Here is a 22001-nt window from a genome sequence, read left to right as displayed (position 1 = left end):
TTCATTCCGTTCTGGAGATGAGTATGATACCCGCTTGTGTACAGTTCCTTTTTTTCAATACCTCTATTATTTCTTGAGGCAGAACCTGGTTCTGCTTCTCTTTTTTGTCTTCAATTGCTTCTGTTTTTTCATTCCTTCTAGATAACTTCAGGAAGATGCCTTAGAATGGGAATAGAAACTGAATGAATAAGAAGTTTAAATCTAGTTGAAATGGTGGTAATAAAATGAAATTAAGCGGTGATCGAATCAAAGAACTGACCCTTGATCTTGTACGCATCAGAAGTGTTGTAGGCACAAAAGAGGAATCCGATGTAAGCATGAGAATCCATGAGATTCTATCTCATCTGCCCTACTATAAGGCTAACCCGGAGCATCTCTTCTACGTGGACAATGTCAATGATCCTTTAGGCCGAAAATCTCTCATGGCGATTCTGAAGGGGCAGAAAGAAAGTAATAACAAAGCCTGTGTGCTCATCGGACACATCGATACGGTAGGCACTTCGGATTATGGCGCTCTTGAGGAGTATGCGACAGACCCTCATGTACTGATTGAAAGACTGAGTGAGCTGAATCTGCCTGCTCATGTCAGAGAAGACCTCACTTCAGGCAACTACCTCTTCGGTAGAGGCGTACTGGATATGAAATCAGGCGTATCTGTAATCATCAATCTTCTGGAGAAAGCAGCAGAAGATCCTGAGAATTTCTCCGGAAACCTTGTGGTGGCGTTTGTGACCGATGAAGAAGGAAATTCCAAAGGAATGCTTTCCTGTGTGCCTGAACTTGTCAGGATCAAAAAGCAGCATAGCTTTAATTATCAGATCGCTCTTGATACAGACTATACTTCCATAAGAACGCTTCTTGACCCTAACCGTTATCTCTATGCCGGAACGGTCGGAAAGCTTATGCCGAGCTTTCTTGTTGTGGGTAAGGAGACTCATGTTGGAGACCCATTCGGAGGGCTGGATTCAAATGAACTGGCAGCTAAGCTTGTGGAAAAGATCAATCTCAGTGTAGACCTGTCCGACGAATATATGGGGGAAACCACAGTACCTCCTGTAACCCTCAGACTCAAAGACTTAAAACCGGAATACTCGGTTCAGACAAACCGGGAAACCAGTGTCTATTTCAATTTCTCCACCCATATCAGCACACCTGATGTGGTCCTTAAGAAGCTCAAAAAAGTTGCTGAAGAATCCTTCGAAGAGGTCATAAGAAAGCTCAATCTAGAATACCTCACCTTCACGAAGAAAATGAATCTTCCCCACAAGCAGCTGCCCTGGAGGTCTTCAGTCTATACCTATGATGAGGTCTACGATGCAGTACTTAAAACTGAACCGATGCTAAAAAGCCTACTTGATGATGAAGCCAGGAAGATCATGAAAAGCGGTGTAACCGATGAAAGAGAAATTTCTCTTCATCTGGTCAGAAAGCTTCATACCCTCTGGGGAGAAAAAGACCCTATGATGATCCTCTACTTCTCACCTCCCTATTATCCACATATGGCGGTAACCGGAAAAACGCCTGAGGAAGTCCGGCTTCTAAAAATTCTGGATGATCTTGCTGTGGAAAGAGATGTCCATCCCATAAAGGCAAGAAAGTTCTATCCGTATATCTCGGATCTCAGCTACTTCTCTCTTCCTGAAGAAGAGTCTGTAGAATCCCTCAAGCGCAACATGCCGGGCTTCGGCACAGCCTATATCCTTCCTCTGGAAGAGATCAGAGAACTTGATCTTCCTGTAACAAACATCGGGCCATACGGTTTTGATGCCCATCAGTATACAGAAAGAATCGAAGTCGATTATTCTTTCTATACCCTTCCCGATCTAGTCCTTAAGACGGTCCTTGGCATGCTGAGAAGCGAACAGCAATAAACTTAAAGAGACATAAATCTCACATGGGATTTATGTCTCTTCTCATTCATCCGGTTTTTTTAAGACAGAACAGATCCGAATCAATCAGACAAGTTCTGTTCTTATCGGTTCCTGTTTTTGTCAATAAGAGATGCAATACCTACGACTGCAGCAAACAGAAGTCCTGCAAGAGGCCAGATGATCCATGTGAAGCCCCAGTTGGCTGTGGTAAAGCTCCAGTAGAGATAGATGAGTACGATGATCGGCCAGTAGACATTTCCGATGACTTCCGCTTTTCGGCTTTTAATTCTTGCCTCATCCGAATAGTCACCCTTTTTCAGGAGAATTTCAAATGAGGAGTACTTCACACCGGCGGTGATGAACAGAAAGACTGCAACACCGACAATAAGGAGCATAGCCCCGACACCCATAATGAGGATGTTCTCCCGAACTTCCAGTACGCCGAATATGATGAGCGGAACTACACTGAGGATACAAAGTACAACACCTATGGTCACCTTTGTGGCCATGATCATACGATTACGCTCCTCTTCGGTTTTCACAAAACTCTGTGTCTGGTAATCCAGAATAAATTCGCCGTTCTTGTCCAGATCGTATCTTCCGAACTGTACACCGCTCATGATGAATAGTCCGACTGCTACCGCAACCATGGAGAAAAGAATCATAAGTCCTATGGCAAGACCGCCATTATAGATACCCAATATTTCTTCGTTCTCAGTGGTGGACAGAATGATGAGAACAATCGGCGACCAGATAGCCAGTAAAACACCGATACCTACTTTATAGGATGCGGTTATTCTGTTTTCGATGAAATCCTTTGCGGTGTCGACGCTGATCACTTTTCTGTCAGGACGGATTTCCGCTTCTCTTAAAGCTTCCGATAGACCCAGTTCTTCGGCCACCTCATTCAGATTCCCGAAATCCGAAATGACAATACCCACGGCTTCATTCTCGGTTCTTCCTTCATTCTTAAGCTCGATGTACTTGTCTTCCATCATGTTCTGAAGCTCTTCCTTTGCTCGAAGAACCTCCTTGCTTCGGGGTAGAGTCATAAACATATTTTCCAGATAGATTTTGATGGTTTCCATTATTATTGTCCCCTTTCTATGAATTTCTCAATAACTTCCTTGGTCAGATCCCATTCCTCACATTTTTCATGATAATATTCTTTTCCAAGTGGTGTAATCTCATAATAAGTCCGCCTTTTACCGCTGGTCTCGCTTCCGAAAAATGAAGTGACATAACCGTTCTTTTCGAGCCTTGTGAATATGGAATAAAGTGTGGTTTCTTTCATGATATACTGTCCGTCGCTGTTCTCTTTGATCTTCTTTGCCAGCTCATAACCGTAGGACGGCTCCTTGAGCAGAAGATAGAGAATCATGGTATCGTTGTATCCTCTTAGGACATCCGAACTGATCAATGCGATCCCTCCTTAAAAGTATTTCATCTGATGTAGTACTTTTACTCTATCAGATGTAGTACGACAGGTCAAGTACTTTCAAAAAATAAAATGAGACAGAAAAAAATGTGTGTTTCACATTCTCTCTGTCTCATGGTTGTATTTCGTTTATTCCGGCTGCCACATGACTTTTCCGAAAGCCCTGAAGCGCTGATACCGTCTTTCCAGCAGTTCTTCAATCTCAAGCTTTCCGGTATTCTCCATAAAATCAGTGAGGATTCTGTTCATGTCTTCATACACTTTCAGAAAGTTTTCATTGATGTCATCATATTCTTTTACAATGCCTTCAATGATGCCCAGATCCAGAAGATCGTCTGAGGTGATTTTCATGATTTCGCTTGCTTCCTTCGCTCTTTTTGAATCCTTATAGAGTATGGATGAAAATCCTTCAGGAGACAGTATGGAGTACACCGCATTCTCCAGCATATAGACTTCATCCGTAGAGGCGAGAGCCAGTGCGCCTCCGCTGCCGCCTTCACCTGTAATGAAGGAGATCATGGGCACTTTAAGGGTTGCACTTTCATAGAGACACCTCGCTATGGCTTCTCCCTGCCCTCTTTCTTCCGCTTCCACAGCGCATCCGGCTCCTTTTGTATCAATGAGCATAATCACCGGTCTTCTGAACTTCTCGGAAGCTTTCATCATTCTCAGGGCTTTTCTGTACCCTTCAGGATTCGGACTGCCGAAGTTCCTTACAATGTTCTCTTCGATATCTCTTCCTCTTGTAATGGCAATGACCGTTACAGCTCTCCCTTTATAGAAGGCAAGACCCGAAACAACTGCCTGATCATCTCCGTAAAGCCTGTCGCCTTTGAACTCAGTGAAGTCTGTAAAAAGAGCGGCTATGTAATCCAATGGAAGCGGTCTGTCCTTGTCTCTTGCTTTTAACACTCTGTCCCATGCACTCATCTATCTACCTCCATGCAAGAGAAGAAGCTTATGAAGATAAGATTTCATCTCTTTTCTTTTAACTACAGCATCAAGAAACCCGTGCTGCATGAGAAACTCTGCGCTCTGGAAATCCTCGGGCAGTTTTTTTCTTATGGTTCCCTCAATCACACGTCTCCCAGCGAAACCGATCAGTGCTTTTGGTTCTGAAATGATGATGTCCCCAAGCATGGCAAAGGATGCGGTCACCCCTCCTGTTGTCGGATCTGTTGGAACAGAGATATAGAGAAGACCTTTATCGGAATGTTTTTTGACGGCAAAGGATGCCTTGCTCATCTGCATGAGAGAAACAATCCCTTCCTGCATCCGCGCTCCACCTGAGGCGGAGAAAATGATGAGCGGAAGACTATGGAACTCTGCAAACTCAGCAAGAGATGCGATCTTTTCACCGATGGCTGCCCCCATACTGCCCATGATGAAATTTGAGTCCATGACCCCAAGAGCCGCCTTGATCCCCCCGATGGTGGCGTACCCCGTAATGACCCCTTCTTTCAGCCCTGTCGCTTTCTGCACTTTCTGTATTTTCGATTCGTAATCGGGAAAATCCAGAGGATTTATGCCTACGATATTTCCGTTGATTTCACGAAAAGTGGCTTCATCCGTAATGAGTTCTATTCTTTCCCAGGCGCCCATCCGTTCGTAGGTACCGCACTTGGGACAGATGAGACTGTTTTTCTTCAGATCCTCTTTAAGAACCAGCTTTTCGCAGCCCCTGCACTTATGCCACATGCCCTCAGGAACAGAAGGTTTTCTGTCTGCTTTTTCTTCCGTGACCACAGCATGGGTATGAAGGGTAAAATAATTTCTTTTTTTCTTGAATATCGCCAATTTCTTTTACCCCCTAAATCGGTCCAAGGTCAGTGTATGATAGTTTCCGGTTTCAAAAAACGGATGACTGAGTATCTCTTCCTGGTAAGACTGGTTGGTGATGATGCCCTGAATGGTCAGCTCATATAGTGCGCTTCTCATTTTCAGAATGGCCTCATTCCTGTTTTTTCCATGTACGATGATTTTTGCCACCATGGCATCGTAATAGGGAAGGATGGCAGATCCGTTATAGCATCCGCTGTCGACTCTGACACCGTTTCCTGAAGGAAAGTGAAGAAAATCGATTGTTCCCGGAGATGGTGCAAACCCATTGTCGGGATCTTCCGCATTGATTCTGCATTCAATGGCATGACCGGAAAACGAGATCTCCTCTTCGGTGAAGGAGAGCTTTTCGCCTAGTGCGATTCTGATCTGTTCTTTGATGAGATCAACTCCTGTAACCATTTCGGTTACGGGATGTTCCACCTGTATTCTCGTATTCATTTCCATGAAATAGAAATGACCGTCACTGTCCATAAGAAACTCGATGGTTCCCGCACCGAGATAGTCCGAGGCTTCAGCAAGAGCCACTGCGCAGCTGCCCATTCTTTTTCTCAAATCATCTGATAGACTTGGTGATGGAGACTCTTCAAGGACTTTCTGCTTTCTTCTCTGAAGTGAGCAGTCTCGTTCCCCAAGATGCACGGTATTTCCGAAACTGTCGCGAAGAATCTGGAATTCGATGTGTCTGGGTTCCTGAAGATATTTCTCAAGATAGACACCATCTTCTCCAAAGTTTGCCAGGGCTTCATTCTTTGCACCGGAAAAAGCACTCTTCAGCTCCTCTTCCCTCTCAACGATTCTGATTCCTTTTCCGCCACCACCAGAGGAGGCTTTTACGAGTATCGGATAGCCGATTTCTCTTGCTGAAATGAGCGCGTCCTCATAGGTATCCACTTCTCCGTCTGATCCCGGCACAACCGGAACCCCTGCCTTTTTCGCCATGTCTTTCGCCATGGCTTTGTCTCCCATGCATTCCATGGTTTCCTCGCTGGGTCCTACAAATCCGATATTGCATTCTCTAAGAAGTCTTCTGAACAGCGGATTTTCAGAAAGAAAGCCATATCCAGGATGGATGAGACTTACCTCTGAGAGCACTGCAGCGCTGATGATATTTTCCATATTGAGATAGCTGTCTTTGGAAAAATTCTTCCCGATACAGTAAGCCTCATCTGCAAGTTTGACATGCAGCGCATCCTTATCCGCCATGGAATAGACCGCCACCGTCTCGATATTCAGTTCATGAGCCGCTCTAAGAATCCTTAAAGCGATTTCTCCTCTATTGGCTATGAGTATCTTCAATCTGACCACCTATCCTAACATGAATATTAATTCCGCCTCGCAGACGAGTACCCCGTCCACGTAAGCTTTTCCCTTACCTTTGCCATATGAACTTTTCAGTCTGTCTATGGTCACTTCCAGTCTTAATGTATCTCCAGGTACAACCTGTTTTCTGAACTTCACATTATTCAGTCCACCGAAAAACGGTGTCTTGTCCTTATTTGCCTCTAAAGTGAGGATGCCATAGGCACCAGTCTGTGCAAGAGCTTCCACGATGAGTACACCGGGCATGACCGGATACTCGGGATAATGACCTTTAAAGAACTCTTCGTTGTAGGTCACATTCTTAAGTGCCGTACAGCTTACGCCAGGTTCCACTTCGAGGATCCTGTCGATGAGAAGAAACGGCGGTCTATGAGGCAGCACTTTCATGATTCCATTGATATCGATCATCCGTTCTCCTCCTCTATCAGGAACAGCACCTTCCCGTAATCTGCCATGTCACCGTCTTCAAGAAGAACCTTCGTTATGGTTCCGCTATGTGGGCTCCTGATTTCATTCATGATTTTCATGGCTTCAAGAATACAGAGCACATCACCCTTCTTCACTTTCTGTCCGAGCTTCACAAACGTTTCATCCTTCTCAGATGGTCTGCTGTAGAACGTCCCCACAATAGGTGATGTCACCTCAGTCAAGTTTTCTCTGTCAGGCTCCATCTCTGTCTTCACTTCTGCAGTCTCTTCTTTTCTCTTCTTTTCCTGCATGGTCTTATCCGAATCCTCTTTTATCCTCTGAATGGAAGGTTTAGTCAAAGAAATCTCTGAGCCGTCATTTCTTGCCGCTTCAAACTCGTCACCCTTCAGCCTTACTTTCAGTGAAGAAAGATCTGAGACTTCAAATTTTTCAAGAAGCAGAAGTATATCACTTAGTTCCATTATTTACCCTCCCATTTCTTAAAGAGCAGCGTTGCGTTGTGACCGCCGAATCCTAATGAATTGGACAGTACATAGGACGCATTAGCCAAGAGCCCTTCTCCGATGATGATGTTCGCTTCGATCTCAGGATCGATGTTTACTGTATTGACTGTAGGTGGCAGATAGCCTTCTCTCATACTGAGAAGAGAAACGATGGACTCAACAGCGCCTGCGGCACCCAGAAGATGTCCTGTCATGGATTTTGTGGAAGACACAGGTACCTCTTTTCCAAAGAGACTCACGATGGCCATGGACTCCAGTCGGTCGTTCATCGGGGTGCTGGTTCCATGGGCATTGATGTATCCTACCTGATCGGGTGTAATCTCTGCTTCTTCAAGTGCCTTTTTCATAGCCATCTGCGCACCCTTGGCTTCAGGATGAGGTGCAGTGATGTGGTAGGCGTCAGACGTCGAGCCATAGCCCACAACTTCGCCGTAGATCGTTGCACCTCTTAATAGAGCGCCATCCAGGCTTTCAAGTATCAGCACGCCTGCACCTTCCCCCATGATGAACCCTGCTCTGTCCTGATCAAAGGGAATTGAAGCCTTGAGCACATCATCCGTCTCGTTGAGCGCCTTCATATTGGAGAATCCTGCAATGGCCATGGGTGAAATCGATCCTTCAGTACCCCCTACGATAGCGGCTTTGGCATAGCCGTGCTTGATTGCTCTGAAGCCCTCTCCAATGGAGTGTGTACCTGAAGCGCATGCGCTCACCGGTGCATAGGAGGATCCCATGGCGTTGAATCTCATGGAGATCTCTCCTGCGGCCATATTGACGATATTCATGGGAATAAAGAACGGTGATACACGACCTGGTCCCTTTTCCAGATACTTCTCCATGTTTTCTTCCATGGTATGCAGTCCGCCTATCCCTGATGTGATCAGCACACTGACATCAAACGGGTCATAAACCCCCATAAATCCTGAATCTTTCACCGCTTCCTCTGCTGCAACAACAGCCAGCTGAGTGAACCTGTCCATTCTTCTTGCTTCCTTTTTCCCGATGACCTCGGAAAGATCGATTCCTCTGACTTCAGCTGCAAGATTCGCCTTGAACTCTGAAGCGTCAAAAGACTCTATCGGTGCGATTCCGCATCTTTTAGAACGCAGACCTTCTGTAAATTCTCTGATGTCATTTCCTATAGGTGATACAACACCCATTCCCGTAACTACTACACGATTCATAAAAGAATCCCCCTTACATACTCATCCCACCATCAACGGCAATGACCTGGCCCGTGATGTAGTGGCTTTTGTCACCTGCCAGGAAATAGGCAAGGTGAGCGATATCTTCAGTCTGTCCAAGTGTTCCTTTAGGAATATCCATAAGGATTCTTTCCTTCACTTTGTCGCTCAGGACATCTGTCATGTCTGTCTCGATGAATCCCGGCGCGATGGCATTACAGGTGACGTTTCTCTTGGCCAGCTCTTTGGCTACAGACTTAGTAAGACCGATGATGCCTGCTTTTGAAGCCGCATAGTTTGCCTGTCCGGCATTTCCGCGTACACCGACCACCGATGAGATGTTGATGATGCTTCCTGTTCTCTTTTTCATCATGACTGCACTTGCTGCTTTTGTCATATTGAAAGTTCCGATGAGATTGACATCGATGACTTTTCTGAAATCATCCGCTTTCATTCTCAGCATAAGATTGTCTTTTGTGATCCCTGCATTATTTATGAGCACATCGACAGTACCGAAAGCCTCTAGAGTTTCCTTCACGATCCGGTCCGCATCCTCTTCAATCGATACATCCCCTTTTACGGAGATAAATGACGCTTCCATAGCTTCAAGCTTTGCGATGAGTTCAGCCGGCTCCTTTGTGCTGTAATTGACCACAACGTTATGGCCTCTTTCCGCAAAGTAAAGTGCACAGGCTGCACCGATTCCTCTTGAACTTCCTGTTATGATACAGGTCTTATTTTCCATTTTGATTCTCCTTTATCACCTGGACGGTTTTTTTGAATTCCTCAACATCATTGATTGTAAAAACCTGCCCTTTTATCTTATTCTGTTTCAGAATGGAGCCTAGAGCCTTTCCTGGCCCCAAAAGGATATGAATGTCACGTTCACTGCTCTCAAGCTTAAAGAGGCAGGAATCGAGCAGGACAGGCTTATGGATGTGGTGCATAAGAATCTCTCTAATGTCGTCCTCTTCGCTGTAGAAGTCTCCCTTGAGATTGGACAGGACAGGCAGTTTCGGCCTGTTGAATGTGAAAAGATCAAGATAGTCCTTGAATTTAACCGCCGCACTTTCCATAAGGTCAGTGTGGAAGGCTCCGGAAACATTAAGAAAAGTGATTTTCTTTCCGCCGTATTCTCTTATTCTCTTTTCGAACTCTTCCTTAAGTTCGAGCTTTCCGCCTATAACGTTCTGGTTTTCCGCGTTGCAGTTTGAGATAGTAACACCATCAAGTCCTTTCAGCGATTCTTTCACCGCCTCTCTTGGCATGAAGGAAACCGCTGCAAGAAAACCTCTGTTCTCAATGGACGCCTTCTGCATGAGGTATGATCTTCTCTTTAGAAGTCTCATGGTGTCCTGTCTGTCCATAACACCGGCATAGGTAAGCGCTCCATATTCTCCCAGGCTAAGGCCAAGAACATTGTCTGCCGTTATTCCTTCTTCACGCAGAAGCTGTGCGATGCCATAGCTCATGGTGAAAATCGCAAGCTGAGCATTTTCAGTTTCGCTGAGCTTTTCATCCTCATTGAGGACTGAAACAAGATCCGTTCCGCAGATCATTCCCGCTTCTTCGATCAGTATTCTGTATGAGCTGAATTTTTCATAAAAATCTAGCCCCATGATTTTAAACTGGGCACCTTGCCCGGGAAAGTGCAGATTTATTTTCATTTTCTTCTAATAGGCAGCAGTATTCACTGCTGCCTCTCCTTATTTCTCATATGTGATGTATTTCGATCCTTCAAGAAGAGATGCGAGGAGTTCCTCACAGGTTCCTTTTTTTCTCACAAGACCTGCAATCTGGCCTGACATGAAAGATCCTTTTTCAAGATCGCCAAGGACAACTGACTGGTATAGCGATCCTCTTCCCAGTGATTCGTACTCTTCCATGGAGCCTCCGTTCTTCTCCAGTTCCTCAAACTTTCTGGATAATCTGTTCCGAAGAACCTGAACGGGGTGGCCCGTGAATCTTCCCGTTACGGTTGTGTCGATGTCACTTGCTTCAATGATCATATTCTTGTAGTTCTCATGGGCTTTGCATTCCTCTGCAGGAATGAAGTATGTCCCCAGCTGAACGCCCTCAGCACCTAAAGTGAAGGCTGCATCTACACCCCTGTAATCTGCAATGCCTCCGGCACCGATGACCGGAATACTCACTGCATCCGATACCTGAGGAAACAGGACCATACTGGAAAGTTTTCCGATATGTCCACCCGCTTCGTTGCCTTCTGCAACTACAGCATCAGCACCGAGCTTTTCCATTTTCTTCGCCAGCGCGACGGAAGGTACAACCGGTATGACTTTTATGCCCGCCTCGTGAAAGGCTTTTATGTATTTACCGGGATTTCCTGCTCCTGTTGTGACACAGGCCACTTTTTCTTCGATAGCCACTTGTATGACCTCATCCTTGAAAGGACTAAGGAGCATGATGTTCACGCCGAAGGGTTTATCCGTCAGTTCCTTCGCGGTTCTGATTTCTTTTCTGATGATTTCGCCTTCAGCATTTCCCCCGGCGATGATACCAAGACCACCGGCATTGGAAACGGCTGCTGCAAGCTTTCCATCAGAAATCCATGCCATTGCCCCCTGGAATACAGGAAACCTGATTCCGAGGAGCTGACAGACTCTATTCTCCATGCTGCACCTCTTATGAATTGACTTTGGATTCTATATGATCGACCACGTCTTTAACGGTTTTCAGTGATTCCGACTCTTCCATAGTGATGTCGAATTCTTCTTCGATCTGCATGACCAGTTCCACAAGGTCCAGGGAGTCGATGCCCAGTTCTTCAAAACTGGATGTCATTGTTACCTCTTCTTCACTGAGGCTCAGTTCCTTAACGAGTATTGCTTTCACTTTTTCAAAAATCATGATGATTCCTCCTAAATTTTTTTTATTATGACAATATAAATTGGTTAACGATAATTACATGTTCCACTCAAGGTAGACAGCGCCATAGGTCAGGCCTCCGCCGAATCCCACAAGAGCGATTCTGTCTCCGTTTCTTAGCGCATGATTCTGATTCATTTCATCCAGCGCGATGGCTATGGATGCTGCTGAAGTATTCCCGGTCTTTTCGATGTTGATGAAGAACTTCTCCATGGGAATGTCCAGCCTTTTAGATGCCGCTTCTATGATTCTAATGTTTGCCTGATGCGGAATGATATGGTCCAGTTCGTGGATATTGCCGTTTCCTCTTGCTACAGCGGCCTTCATTGCTTCAGGAAGGATATTCACGGCAAACTTGTACACTTCTTTACCGTCCATATGGACGAGATGCTCGAACGGCTTTTCTCCGGTAAGCACATTACTGACCGGGAAGGTTCCGGTATTGAGGCAAGCTGCCTTTGTACCATCTGAGCCCGTGATGATTCCTTTTATACCGTCGCCCTTTGTGAGGACTGCAGCCCCTGCTCCGTCTCCGAAAAGAACGCAGGTGGATCTGTCTTCAAAATCGGTGATCTTGGTCAGCACCTCTGCCCCGATAACAAGGATGAATCCCATGTCGGGAAGGTTCAGAAGAGCCTCAGCAACCTCAAGACCATAGATGAATCCGGTACATGCCGCATTAAGGTCAAGGCAGGATGCATTTACAGCACCTAGTCTTGCCTGAACATAACAGCTGGTGTTCGGTACCAGTGATTGAGGTGTTGTAGTCGCAACGAGGATATAGGAGAGCTCCTTCGCTCCTATTCCTGCATTTTTCAATGCCCGGGCTGCAGCTTCATAGGCCAGGTCCCCGGTATTTTCATCACTTTGAGACATATGTCTTTCCTTGATACCGGTTCTTGTGACAATCCATTCATCAGTGGTATCCACATATTTTTCCATCTCTTTATTCGTTACGATGCTTCTAGGCAGGTAACTTCCTGTTCCTATTATTCTTGCCACTAAAGAACCCTCCAAACTCATTTGATTGTTAAAATATTTGACTCTCAAACTATATACTTATATTTCAACCTCTTCAATGCATCGATTCAAGGCATTTAACCATCATATGCTCTGTTTATCTCCGTATTCCTTTAATATCATACATGATTTCATTTTCTCGGTTTTTAAAAAACTTATAAGATTTGAGTGATGCCCTATGATTTGCCTTATTCTGGTATCCGGTTGAACTTCAACGGTATTCCTGGAAATCTTCAGCATAAAAAAAAGATGCCCTTAAAGCATCTATTTCATGATTATCCGGTTTAAGCAGATTTTAAGCACCATGTTTTACTACGTAAGTCTCCTCTGTCTCCACGATTCCCGCTTTTGAGGTCAGGATACCGAGATAGGCGAAGAACACATAATACACCATGACGACCTGTATGTTGAAGAACGCCTGAACCATATATCCGATTATCGCAGCGAGTAAAGGCACAAAAGCAGGATGCAGTTTCAGTCTCGAAAAGCCCTTCTTAACGGATAGGAACACAAATCCGAGATATGCTGCAAGTGACAGAAGTCCTGAGGAGACAGCAATATTGAGATATTCGTTATGGGACTTGTCCCAGTTGACATACTTTCCGAAATCCGAAATGATTTCTCCCCTGAAATATGTATTCATGGCAATATACATGGTATCCAGTCCATAGCCGAAAAGCGGTCTCATCTTGATCAGTTCGATGACCTTCCCCCAGACATAGACTCTCATGGAACCGCCCATTGCGGCTCCCTCTTCCCGTTTTACAATTTTGGAAAAATCATAGAATACTGAGAGAAACCTGACCATAAAGATATTATTGGACGTAAAGGCAAAAAACAGAATCACCGCAAGAGATGAGGACAGAACAATGATCACCTTCTTGATTTCCGCTCTTTCAAAACCTCTGCTCACCTTGTGGATGACGAGAAATGCGATAAGCGATATAAAAGCACCGATCCATGCCCCTCTTGTCTGGGTGCATAAGAGTCCAAGAAAGAGAATATTGTAGGCAAACAGTCCAGACTTCCAGCCCTTGTAAAAATATAGATAGATTGGGATCGGGATGGACAGAACAAGATATGATCCCAGGAAATTCGGATTACCCATGGTCGCAAAAGCTTTATTGGTCCATTTCAGTCCATAAAGATCTGCAGGTATAGGATCGATATTATAAAACTGAAGTATTCCGTAGATGGCTATGATCATCGAGGTCACGGTAATCAGCGGAAACATCACTTTCTCCACATTCTTAGCATTTCTTGCAATGAGATAGCTGAAAACATAGAGTACAAAAGCAATAAATCCATCATAACGGTAAGCTGAACCAACAAGTGAAATGGACGGATCCATCGAGAAGAAGATTGAAATGACCACTAGAATAAAATACCCTCCCAGAAAGCGGTTTTCAAGGGTGTCTTCCATAAAGGTCACACTGTCTCTTCTTCTTATACAGATGTAGAGGAAGAGAATGGAGATGATGGAGAGAAAGATCAGTTTTGTCCATGAGGTTTCGAGGGTTCCGTCGATGGGAATGAGTACAAGTGGAATAAATCCTATTACGAGATAGAACAGTAAATTTTTGACTTTAATCATTTCAGTATCTTTATTCATATTGCCTCCAGCGCACATCAAGTATTGAATATCATTATAAATATGTATCATCATTCTATAATACACGAATAACGGTCTTATCATACATTATATTCAGTTCTTGTTCCAGTAAATGACATAATCGTTACACAGCCTGGTTTCGGACTGCTGTCTCGATGAAACTCTATCTACAAAAAAAGACATACCCATTAAATAGTATATCTTGATTCATGCTTTTATCCTTCTGCCTGTTCCTTTATGGTTTTGATTCGGAAGAAAAAGTAGTAATAAAGGAACACGATCATTCCGCCCATGAAAATTTTACCGTAGATATTAGGCATGGCAATAAGTGACAGAAGCATCATAGTCGTTGACAATGTGAGCAGTGACGCTTTCGTCTTCCTGGTCATGGACCGGTTTTCATAGTAGGTCTCCAGATACTTCTTATAAAGCTTCGTGGCGGTGAACCATCTTTCGAAACGCTCAGATCCCCTTGCAAAACAGGCGGATGCCAGAAGAAGAAACGGTGTTGTGGGAAGGACGGGTATGACCGCTCCAAGGGCACCTAATCCGAAAAATATGAATCCCAGGGTGATGTAGATAATCTTCAAGTCAGGAACCTCCTCAGGTGATATTTCTTCAATCACTGATTTTTTATTTTTTAAGTATGCCACAGCTGATAATCATTGTCAATTTGTATAAAATAAAGCCTGCAGGTAATCTGCAGGCTTGACTCAGTATTCTCATCAGAATTTTCGCATATGATCGTCACCGACAGTTCTGTTCATTTCAGCCAGACGATCAAACCCTTCTTCCTCTTCTGCAGCAAACCGGTCCTTCATATCAAAACCGCCTTCTAACGTAGCAAGTTCATCTTCATACATAGCAACTCTATCTTTCAGGTATCTGATTTTCTTTCTGAGAAGCCTGATTTCTTTGTAGGTGTTCTTTGGTTCCCTATTGTCCAGATTCTCCCATTTTTCGCCCAGCGTCTCTTTTTCCTGTGGAGTTTTTGTCCCTATATTCATGATGCGGACACTTTCGTGTCGTTCACCTCCTATACCATAAAAAGTTGCGTCATAGCTATTAAATACAGTATATAAGGTGAAGATAAAATCCGTAGAAACAAAGTATGAACGGACCTTTAATCCTTTCTTATTTTGTGAAAACGTTTATACTGTCTCTCAGAAACTCTGCAGCCCCTTCTTTATCCTTGTCATAGTAGACTTTAAATCTTTCATCTGCTACATACATCTCTGCAAGGCCTCTGTGCGCTTCTTTGTCGTAGACAGGCCAATATATGGATATCCACTCCTTGTGAAGCTTTGCAACTTCCTGGGCAGCTTCTGAAGAAGGATCACCTGTTTCCATCGCCACATACAGCTTTTCGATGATTTCGGCACCTAAACGTTCAGCTTTCTCATAGGTTTCCTGTGACTGATTCTGGTATTTCCTGTTTGACTCCTCAACCACAACCTCACCATATTTCTCTCTGATCTCTTTTCCATATTTTTCCTCGTTCACTTTGAGATTTTTTTCTTTTAATCCCTGAAATTTGTCCTTGTCTTTCATTTTTGTCTCTCCTTTCATTTCCCGGATACTCTCATCCAGATTAGTAAGCATTAGATCGATCTGTTTTCTTTTGGCGATGAGTTTTTCTTTATGTTCCACAAGCGCTTTTTCCCGATCATAATTCTGTCTGCTCATGATTTCGGAGATCTTTTCCAGGGGCAGTTCAAACTCCCTGTAAAAAAGAATCTGCTGAAGCCGGTTGACTTCTTCCTGACCGTAGATCCGATATCCGGTGGAGCTTACCCTCAATGGAGAAAGCAGACCGATTTCGTCGTAATATCTCAACGTCCTGCTGCTGACTCCTGCCATTTTACTGATTTCTTTGATGCTGTATTCCATTTTTACTCACCTCCATGTTTTCATGATATACCTTAACGTTACGTCAAGGTCAAGCGATTATTTTAAAAAAGAGCAAAAAAATTAAGACCTTGAAACAAGGTCTTAAATTGCCATAAATAGAAAGATGATGATCAGAACAGGAGAAATCATCCAGGAGTATTTCTGCATTTTCGTATACATAGCTGGAAGCTCCACTTCACCTTTAAATTTCAGGTTTTTCAGTCTGAAGAAGAACTTGGGAAAGAATACGTCTACCATGAGCGAGCTGAGTATCAGCGCAGAAAAAATAAGCATGGACAGATTGCCCCGATATCTTTCATTCAGCCGGTTAGCAAGTATGACCAGAAGAATCGGATCCGGATTCTTTGCACTGTACTTTTCATTTGTTGCAGCCTTATACCCGTAATAGGAAATCGTATCACCTGCACTGGTTGTAAGAATTCCTTTTTCACGATCGAGTAATCCACTGAAGATCACTAAATTGTTCGAATCGAACAATCTGATCTTCTGACCGTCCTCTGAAGATTCCATGACATACTCGCTGCTCTCTCCATCCTGAGAAACTTCAATGAGCTTATCGGTTATTTTCATGGTCGTCAGATGAATTTCTGTTTCGCCGTACTCTGTTCTGCCTATATACTGTGATGTAAGTCCTTTGATTTCATTTTGCTCATGCATGAAACTGCCATAGTAGTCTACACCTGTCTGGAAAAAATTACCAAGGTAAAAATAAAGCGCAATACCCGCAATCAGTACCATGCAGAGAATAAAGATCTTTTTGTTTTTTATATTTAAATTCATTTTCATGTTCATATATCCTTCATTTCAAGTCGTCCAACTTTATCATTATAGCATAAGTTGTTTGTAAGGGAAATATCACTTATGAATCTCCAGATGATTTGTGCTTCTCGCTTTGATGCAATATTCTGATATCCATTCTTCCTGCTTCTGGCTTTGCTGGACTCTGTTTAATCACTTATTATTTTATTCACAATTCCTTAACATCAGCATAAATATGTAATAAAGAGTCAGATTTATTATAAAAATCCGGATGGAAAAGCCGGCATATCATTGCCGGCTCATAGGCTCTATTCGTTTTTAAATGTCGGATACATGAAGGTCAGATTCAGCTTGACATTGTTTTTCGCTTCATAGCTTTCAATCTGAGTTTTGATTCTTCCCGCCTGCTTCTGTGACCAGCCGAGATCTGTCGCATACTCATGTTCCATATTTTCAGGGAAGTTGAATCTCATCTTGAATAATGTGTTCTGGTTGTTGTTTGCACGGTTGATGTAACCCTGACTGATCCACTTGGCTCCACCCAGGATTGCCTCATCAACAGAGAACCACTTTTCAGTATAAGCTTTCTGCGCTCCCCATAGGTTAGCATTGACGTCCCATGCTCCGATACCGAAGACATTGTAGACAAGTTTTGTACGGTCAGCTTCAGGAATTCCGCTAGGGACAATGCTGGTCGCATCGCCGAATCTGGTATAGGTATCTGTGACATACTGTCCTTTTGCAAGAGTAGATGTTCCTCTGCCTGTTTCATGAATTGCATGTGCAATCAGGTAGAACGGGTTGACCCCATAGGTTTCAGCAGCGGTCAGGAATGCCTGTCCTTTATTCTCAAGTACACCCATACCCGTCAGTATCCCATTCAGCTCTGCTGCTGTAATGGTGAGATCTCCTGCCTTGTATTTAAGATTCATGAACATATATTTGTCGGTGTCATTGAAGAGATAATTTCCCGGATCCATATGATACTGGATCTGATTCAGTGTCGCTGTAGCGCTGGAGACTTTAGGTGCGACACTCTTCTTGCTTTCAATTGCAGCATAGTAATCTCTCGTATTCACCTGAGCTTCAGGGATAAAGTTTGCTGTGTCGGTACCTTTAAGGACTATGGTCTTAGCATATACCGATCCATCTTTTCCTGTAAGTTCAATTCTCACTGAATTCATTTTAGCTGGAACAAGATCTGCCGCTTTCAGGATGAAGGAGTAATTTGCATTCTTATACCCTGTATAGGTAGTGTATGCACCTGTTCCCGCTGAAGCTGCGCCATAGGCAGCTGCACCTTTGTTTACTCCATTGACATAATAGTTCACGCCACTTACGCCATCTGAGTTCAGTGCATAGCCAGTTACTGCTACATCGGAACCTGGAACGCTCTGACCATCTGTGAGTCCGGAAACGGCAATCACAGGTCTGGGTTTGGTCATATAGAAAGTGGTTGTGACTTCTTTCACTGAACCATCTAGAGCTGTAGATCTGACCACCAATGTATGTCTTCCTGCTGAAAGAGTGGATTTGTCTATAGTCAGGCTGAATCCGAGATTACTCAGTGTATATCCTTCCTTATAAAGATCATTGAGTTCAGGTCTTTCATATCTGGTCACTGCGACTGCTTTTCCGTTGACGGTTGCGGTCACATCTCTGACGCCATCTTTAGTTACAGCTCTACCCTTTACGGTTACATTCACATTGTCATAAGTAGCTTTCAGATCATCAAGCAGTAGTACTGCCGGTTTAGCAACGACTACAGGATCTTCCACAGGCACTTCCGGAACGGTAGGCTGTGAAGGTTCTGGAACCATTGTATTCAGGTAGGCAGATGAAACCCATCCGCTCTTTCCATTATAGGATACATTTGACCATCCGTTTGCTGTGGAGTAGATAGAAACACTTGACCCTTTAGGTATTGTCAGAATGATTCCATGCGTAGTACCTGCTCCGGATCTCATATTGAGATTCTCCTTAGTTGTACTTGTACCGATTATTACTGGTACTGAAGGAGATGGTGTCGGAGTAGGTGTTGGAGTAGGTGTTGGTGTTGGCGTTGGAGCTGGAGTTGGAGTTGGAGTTGGTGTCGGCGCTGATGGTACCAGTGCTGTCAGATATGTTGTGGAAACCCATCCGGTTCTCCCGTTATAGGTCACTCTGGACCAGCCGTTAGAGCTCGAAAGTACAGATACCTGGCCACCCTTAGGTATGGTCAGAAGAATTCTGTAACCTGTTCCTGCTCCACTTCTCATATTCAGATTTACTGTCGTTTTGCTGGTGCCGAGGACTCCAGGAGCAGGCGCTGGCGCTGGTGTAGGAGTCGGAGCCGGCGCAGGTACTGAAGGTGCTGATGGAACCAGTGCGGTAAGGTAAGTGGTGGAAACCCATCCTGTCTTACCGTTATAGGTCACTCTCGACCATCCATTTGAAGCTGATAATACAGATACCTGTCCACCCTTAGGTATAGTCAGAAGAATTCCGTAACCTGTTCCTGCCCCACTTCTCATATTGAGATTCACTGTAGTTTTACTTGTACCCAGGACGCCTGGTGCTGGTGTCGGCGCTGGAGTTGGAGTTGGAACCGGTGCTGGTGCTGGTGCAGGTGCAGGTGTATTCTGATATGAACTCAGATACGCACTGCTTACAAAACCGGTCTTTCCGTTATATGTCACCTTTGACCAGCCGCTGGTACTGTATATCACGCTGACCTGTCCACCCTTTGGAATCGTCAGCATGATTGCATAGCCTGTTCCAGCCCCTGTTCTCATATTAAGATTAACCGTAGTTCTTGCAGTTGAGACTGCAGGTGCAGGACTGGTTGTAGGGGGCGGTGTAGTGGCAGCAACCTGGAAACTCACATATGCAGGATTTGCAGAAATATATAATCCGTTACTGAGCTTATACATCTCTTTGCCGCTTACGTTGAGTTTCTGCACAGCAGTGAATCTGGTACCGCTGCTAAACACCTTAGATCTTGCCGCCCAGTCTGGGCTTGAATAAGTCCAGATGGAAGATGCCTTGACAACGACAGTTCCCTGAGTCTGGTTTATGACGGTTGCGGCTTCGACAACTACTGGTGCGGAATAATCCGAAACGACAACGGAAGTCAGACCGACTGTTAATGCTATACTGGTTTTTAAAATAATATTTCTGACATTCTTACTCAGCATATCCTTTGTACCTCGCTTTTTCTTTAACTAAAATAGACGCAGTATCATAAATCGTTACAACATTGAACCATGTAGTATGTTTCAAAAGATAATGATTATCATCTTCTTATATCCTGTATACTTCTCTACCATAGATTATACCATCAGTATGAATTTTTTGTGCATAGTTGTGAATAATTTTCGCCAGAAACCAGTAAATTCACAAATTGGTTAAATGTTCAGGAGATAATTTTAATATAATTTATGCGCACATAATAACAGCACGATTCTCAGTAACGTATATACCGAAAATCATGCCGCTTGATATCTATTTTTCTTTAACCCTTTTACCGACAAGCGTCACGCAGTAGAGAGTCGGTGGGTTTAGCACTCTCATCTTCGCTCCACCTATTCCCGGACTTACAATCATATGCTTTCCCCCTAAGGTGTAGTGCCCTTTATCATATTTTGGCCAGAAAGAACGATCTGGAGACAAGAGACCACCCACCAATGGCACTCTGATCATCCCGCCGTGGACATGACCCGAAAATGTGATATCCGCACCAAAGTCTGCATAAGCTTCAAAATACAGCGGATTATGGGACAGGAGTATCGAGAATCCTTCTGCTGGTTCTCCGATTCTTTTTACGATTTCCTCCCTGTTTAACTGTAGATTGCCCAGATCATCATAGGTCTGTCTCAAGAATTTATTAGGCAGATTGAGTCCATAAAGAGAAATCTCCTCCTGATCTTTCTTCAGAAAGACTTTTTCATTCTCTAGAAATCTGATTCCTGCCTTATTAAGATCCGCCAGCAAGGCAAATTTTTCCTGTCTGCTTAATTCTTCCTCATGATTACCATAAATATAATATGAGGGGTACTTTTTACTTAAGCCGTTTGCGAGATGAAGAAAACTGTCTTTACCAATGGTTCTTTTATCAATCATATCTCCTGTATAGAATATGACTTCAGGACTGATCTTTTCTACAGCCCTGATCAGTTTTTCGTTCCCATTACCGTAATTAGAATTATGCAGATCAGAAATATGAAGAACCCGATAGCCATGGAATGCTTCAGGGATTCTATCAGACTTAATCTCCAGATTTTTTACTGAGAAAGTATAATTGTTCGTGTAATAGATCAGCGCAGCTGAAGCCGCTATACCCATAATATATTTCATAAGTTTATATCCTTTTACTAATTTCCAAAATGTTGAGTACCCAAAAGAACCTTGTACCCTTTAAAATATTTACCGGATTCATTTGAACGGACCACACCCACTCCGATGAATCGGTGAGTCGGACTGAGCATCTGTCGATTGTGACCATCAGAGTTCTGCCAGCCCACAAAAAGCTCTTCCGCTTCTATGTTGTTGACGAAGCCTGAATTTGATACAAATGCCAGATTCTCCCCGATCCCTACATATTTCAGACCAAGCTTATCCCACATAAGATAATCAAAAGGTCTGCCTTCAAGATTCGGGTTGTCATGACTGAAGTAATCGTGCTGCAGCATGGCAAGTGATTTATATCGGGCAGACTGAGACAGATCTTCTCTTCTCTCCAGCGGATGCAGATTATTTTCTGCACGATAGGTATTCAGTCTTTCCAGTATATAGTTCTCCGCTTCCACATCAAATTCATAGTCATGATACTGAGGAAGATCTGAAAACGCCTCATCCATTTTACGGCTGACATAAGTCATGCTGCCGGGGCTTTGAGTAATTGTCTCAGGGTTCTCACCCTCGATCTGATCATCTTCCTGATCATCATTAAAATCATTGATATAATCAGTGAACCTGTCGATGACATCATCTACAGAATCGCCTAGCCGGTCAAAAAAGTCATTGCTGCGTTCTTCAATCCTGTTGATGAAATCTTCAAAGGTGTTCATCTCATCCTCGATTGATCTTCCACATCCTGACACACTTAACCCAAGCAGAATCAACAGGAAAATAGATAGTGTCTTTCTTTTTTTCATCACTTTACTGCCTCCTCACGCCAATGGGTACTTTGTACTTATTCTAAACCAATAATGTTAAGAAACCATGAAAAGCAGCTTAATAATTACT

The 22001-nt window shown here is 43.8% G+C and carries 22 protein-coding genes; 1 reads left to right on the top strand and 21 read right to left on the bottom strand.

The window, feature by feature from the left end; genetic code table 11:
• Nucleotides 1–224: 224 nt before the first annotated feature.
• Nucleotides 225–1871 carry a M20/M25/M40 family metallo-hydrolase gene (locus RTX25_RS08490; RefSeq protein WP_312652694.1) on the top strand — a complete coding sequence of 549 codons (1647 nt, stop codon included), beginning with the start codon at nt 225–227 and terminating at the stop codon, nt 1869–1871.
• Between the two features lie 101 nt (nt 1872–1972).
• On the opposite strand, the gene RTX25_RS08485 is transcribed toward RTX25_RS08490, so the two are convergent.
• From RTX25_RS08485 to RTX25_RS08385, 21 genes are all read right to left on the bottom strand, one after another.
• Nucleotides 1973–2959, bottom strand: coding sequence for a permease prefix domain 1-containing protein (locus RTX25_RS08485; RefSeq protein ID WP_312652693.1), 987 nt, complete (start codon nt 2957–2959; stop codon nt 1973–1975).
• Nucleotides 2960–2961: 2 nt separating this feature from the next.
• Nucleotides 2962–3291: a PadR family transcriptional regulator gene (locus tag RTX25_RS08480; protein WP_397428535.1), complete on the bottom strand. Its 330-nt coding sequence runs from the start codon at nt 3289–3291 to the stop codon at nt 2962–2964.
• A gap of 147 nt (nt 3292–3438) precedes the next feature.
• Complete coding sequence (accA, locus tag RTX25_RS08475; RefSeq protein ID WP_312652692.1) at nt 3439–4239, bottom strand: carboxyltransferase subunit alpha; 801 nt, start codon at nt 4237–4239, stop codon at nt 3439–3441.
• Complete coding sequence (gene accD / locus RTX25_RS08470; RefSeq protein WP_312652691.1) at nt 4240–5106, bottom strand: acetyl-CoA carboxylase, carboxyltransferase subunit beta; 867 nt, start codon at nt 5104–5106, stop codon at nt 4240–4242.
• A 6-nt stretch (nt 5107–5112) separates the two neighbouring features.
• Nucleotides 5113–6447, bottom strand: a complete 1335-nt coding sequence (gene accC, locus RTX25_RS08465; RefSeq protein WP_397428534.1) for an acetyl-CoA carboxylase biotin carboxylase subunit — start codon at nt 6445–6447, stop codon at nt 5113–5115.
• Between the two features lie 9 nt (nt 6448–6456).
• Nucleotides 6457–6879, bottom strand: a complete 423-nt coding sequence (gene fabZ, locus RTX25_RS08460) for a 3-hydroxyacyl-ACP dehydratase FabZ (protein ID WP_312652689.1) — start codon at nt 6877–6879, stop codon at nt 6457–6459.
• Complete coding sequence (accB, locus tag RTX25_RS08455) at nt 6876–7361, bottom strand: acetyl-CoA carboxylase biotin carboxyl carrier protein (protein WP_312652688.1); 486 nt, start codon at nt 7359–7361, stop codon at nt 6876–6878. Before accB ends, fabZ begins: the two co-directional genes overlap by 4 nt.
• Complete coding sequence (gene fabF, locus RTX25_RS08450; protein ID WP_312652687.1) at nt 7361–8587, bottom strand: beta-ketoacyl-ACP synthase II; 1227 nt, start codon at nt 8585–8587, stop codon at nt 7361–7363. The genes accB and fabF overlap by 1 nt, the downstream gene beginning before the upstream one ends.
• Before the next feature lie 13 nt (nt 8588–8600).
• The gene (gene fabG / locus RTX25_RS08445; protein WP_312652686.1) at nt 8601–9332 is read right to left on the bottom strand and encodes a 3-oxoacyl-[acyl-carrier-protein] reductase; all 732 of its coding nucleotides are present in this window, start codon (nt 9330–9332) and stop codon (nt 8601–8603) included.
• Nucleotides 9322–10254: an ACP S-malonyltransferase gene (locus RTX25_RS08440; protein WP_312652685.1), complete on the bottom strand. Its 933-nt coding sequence runs from the start codon at nt 10252–10254 to the stop codon at nt 9322–9324. The genes fabG and RTX25_RS08440 overlap by 11 nt, the downstream gene beginning before the upstream one ends.
• Nucleotides 10255–10293: 39 nt before the next feature.
• A complete protein-coding gene (gene fabK / locus RTX25_RS08435; RefSeq protein WP_312652684.1) occupies nt 10294–11220 on the bottom strand; it encodes an enoyl-[acyl-carrier-protein] reductase FabK in 927 nt (308 codons plus the stop codon).
• A 10-nt stretch (nt 11221–11230) separates the two neighbouring features.
• Nucleotides 11231–11455: an acyl carrier protein gene (gene acpP, locus RTX25_RS08430; RefSeq protein ID WP_312652682.1), complete on the bottom strand. Its 225-nt coding sequence runs from the start codon at nt 11453–11455 to the stop codon at nt 11231–11233.
• A 54-nt stretch (nt 11456–11509) separates the two neighbouring features.
• Nucleotides 11510–12475, bottom strand: a complete 966-nt coding sequence (locus tag RTX25_RS08425) for a beta-ketoacyl-ACP synthase III (RefSeq protein WP_312652680.1) — start codon at nt 12473–12475, stop codon at nt 11510–11512.
• 313 nt (nt 12476–12788) lie between these two features.
• Nucleotides 12789–14105, bottom strand: coding sequence for an O-antigen ligase family protein (locus tag RTX25_RS08420; protein ID WP_312652678.1), 1317 nt, complete (start codon nt 14103–14105; stop codon nt 12789–12791).
• 215 nt (nt 14106–14320) lie between these two features.
• Entirely contained in the window at nt 14321–14695 is a 375-nt protein-coding gene (locus RTX25_RS08415; RefSeq protein ID WP_312652676.1) for a YbaN family protein, read from the bottom strand.
• A 135-nt stretch (nt 14696–14830) separates the two neighbouring features.
• Nucleotides 14831–15112 (bottom strand): hypothetical protein, encoded by a 282-nt coding sequence (locus RTX25_RS08410; RefSeq protein ID WP_312652674.1) that lies wholly within the window; start codon nt 15110–15112, stop codon nt 14831–14833.
• Nucleotides 15113–15239: 127 nt separating this feature from the next.
• The gene (locus RTX25_RS08405; protein ID WP_312652672.1) at nt 15240–15995 is read right to left on the bottom strand and encodes a MerR family transcriptional regulator; all 756 of its coding nucleotides are present in this window, start codon (nt 15993–15995) and stop codon (nt 15240–15242) included.
• 102 nt (nt 15996–16097) lie between these two features.
• A complete protein-coding gene (locus RTX25_RS08400) occupies nt 16098–16802 on the bottom strand; it encodes a hypothetical protein (RefSeq protein ID WP_312652670.1) in 705 nt (234 codons plus the stop codon).
• 281 nt (nt 16803–17083) lie between these two features.
• Nucleotides 17084–19951, bottom strand: coding sequence for an SH3 domain-containing protein (locus RTX25_RS08395; RefSeq protein WP_312652668.1), 2868 nt, complete (start codon nt 19949–19951; stop codon nt 17084–17086).
• 307 nt (nt 19952–20258) lie between these two features.
• Nucleotides 20259–21110: a metallophosphoesterase gene (locus RTX25_RS08390; RefSeq protein WP_312652666.1), complete on the bottom strand. Its 852-nt coding sequence runs from the start codon at nt 21108–21110 to the stop codon at nt 20259–20261.
• 17 nt (nt 21111–21127) lie between these two features.
• Nucleotides 21128–21910 (bottom strand): CAP domain-containing protein, encoded by a 783-nt coding sequence (locus tag RTX25_RS08385; protein ID WP_312652755.1) that lies wholly within the window; start codon nt 21908–21910, stop codon nt 21128–21130.
• Nucleotides 21911–22001: the final 91 nt, after the last annotated feature.

The organism is Proteiniclasticum sp. (genome assembly GCF_032054185.1).
In the GTDB taxonomy this organism is placed as follows: Bacteria; Bacillota; Clostridia; order Clostridiales; family Clostridiaceae; genus Proteiniclasticum.
The sequence above is the reverse complement of the archived record's forward strand: the minus strand, read 5'-3'. Positions and strand labels throughout refer to the sequence as shown.

Excerpts from the sequence above, each read along its gene's own strand:
- fabF (WP_312652687.1), bottom strand. The coding sequence starts at position 8,587 with ATGAATCGTGTAGTAGTTACGGGAATGGGTGTTGTATCACCTATAGGA.
- RTX25_RS08440 (WP_312652685.1), bottom strand. The coding sequence starts at position 10,254 with ATGAAAATAAATCTGCACTTTCCCGGGCAAGGTGCCCAGTTTAAAATC.
- RTX25_RS08410 (WP_312652674.1), bottom strand. The coding sequence starts at position 15,112 with ATGAATATAGGGACAAAAACTCCACAGGAAAAAGAGACGCTGGGCGAA.
- RTX25_RS08420 (WP_312652678.1), bottom strand. The coding sequence starts at position 14,105 with ATGAATAAAGATACTGAAATGATTAAAGTCAAAAATTTACTGTTCTAT.
- RTX25_RS08395 (WP_312652668.1), bottom strand. The coding sequence starts at position 19,951 with ATGCTGAGTAAGAATGTCAGAAATATTATTTTAAAAACCAGTATAGCA.
- RTX25_RS08405 (WP_312652672.1), bottom strand. The coding sequence starts at position 15,995 with ATGGAATACAGCATCAAAGAAATCAGTAAAATGGCAGGAGTCAGCAGC.
- accA (WP_312652692.1), bottom strand. The coding sequence starts at position 4,239 with ATGAGTGCATGGGACAGAGTGTTAAAAGCAAGAGACAAGGACAGACCG.
- RTX25_RS08490 (WP_312652694.1), top strand. The coding sequence starts at position 225 with ATGAAATTAAGCGGTGATCGAATCAAAGAACTGACCCTTGATCTTGTA.
- fabG (WP_312652686.1), bottom strand. The coding sequence starts at position 9,332 with ATGGAAAATAAGACCTGTATCATAACAGGAAGTTCAAGAGGAATCGGT.
- fabZ (WP_312652689.1), bottom strand. The coding sequence starts at position 6,879 with ATGATCGATATCAATGGAATCATGAAAGTGCTGCCTCATAGACCGCCG.
- RTX25_RS08485 (WP_312652693.1), bottom strand. The coding sequence starts at position 2,959 with ATGGAAACCATCAAAATCTATCTGGAAAATATGTTTATGACTCTACCC.
- RTX25_RS08390 (WP_312652666.1), bottom strand. The coding sequence starts at position 21,110 with ATGAAATATATTATGGGTATAGCGGCTTCAGCTGCGCTGATCTATTAC.
- RTX25_RS08400 (WP_312652670.1), bottom strand. The coding sequence starts at position 16,802 with ATGAAAATGAATTTAAATATAAAAAACAAAAAGATCTTTATTCTCTGC.
- RTX25_RS08385 (WP_312652755.1), bottom strand. The coding sequence starts at position 21,910 with ATGAAAAAAAGAAAGACACTATCTATTTTCCTGTTGATTCTGCTTGGG.
- accB (WP_312652688.1), bottom strand. The coding sequence starts at position 7,361 with ATGGAACTAAGTGATATACTTCTGCTTCTTGAAAAATTTGAAGTCTCA.
- acpP (WP_312652682.1), bottom strand. The coding sequence starts at position 11,455 with ATGATTTTTGAAAAAGTGAAAGCAATACTCGTTAAGGAACTGAGCCTC.
- fabK (WP_312652684.1), bottom strand. The coding sequence starts at position 11,220 with ATGGAGAATAGAGTCTGTCAGCTCCTCGGAATCAGGTTTCCTGTATTC.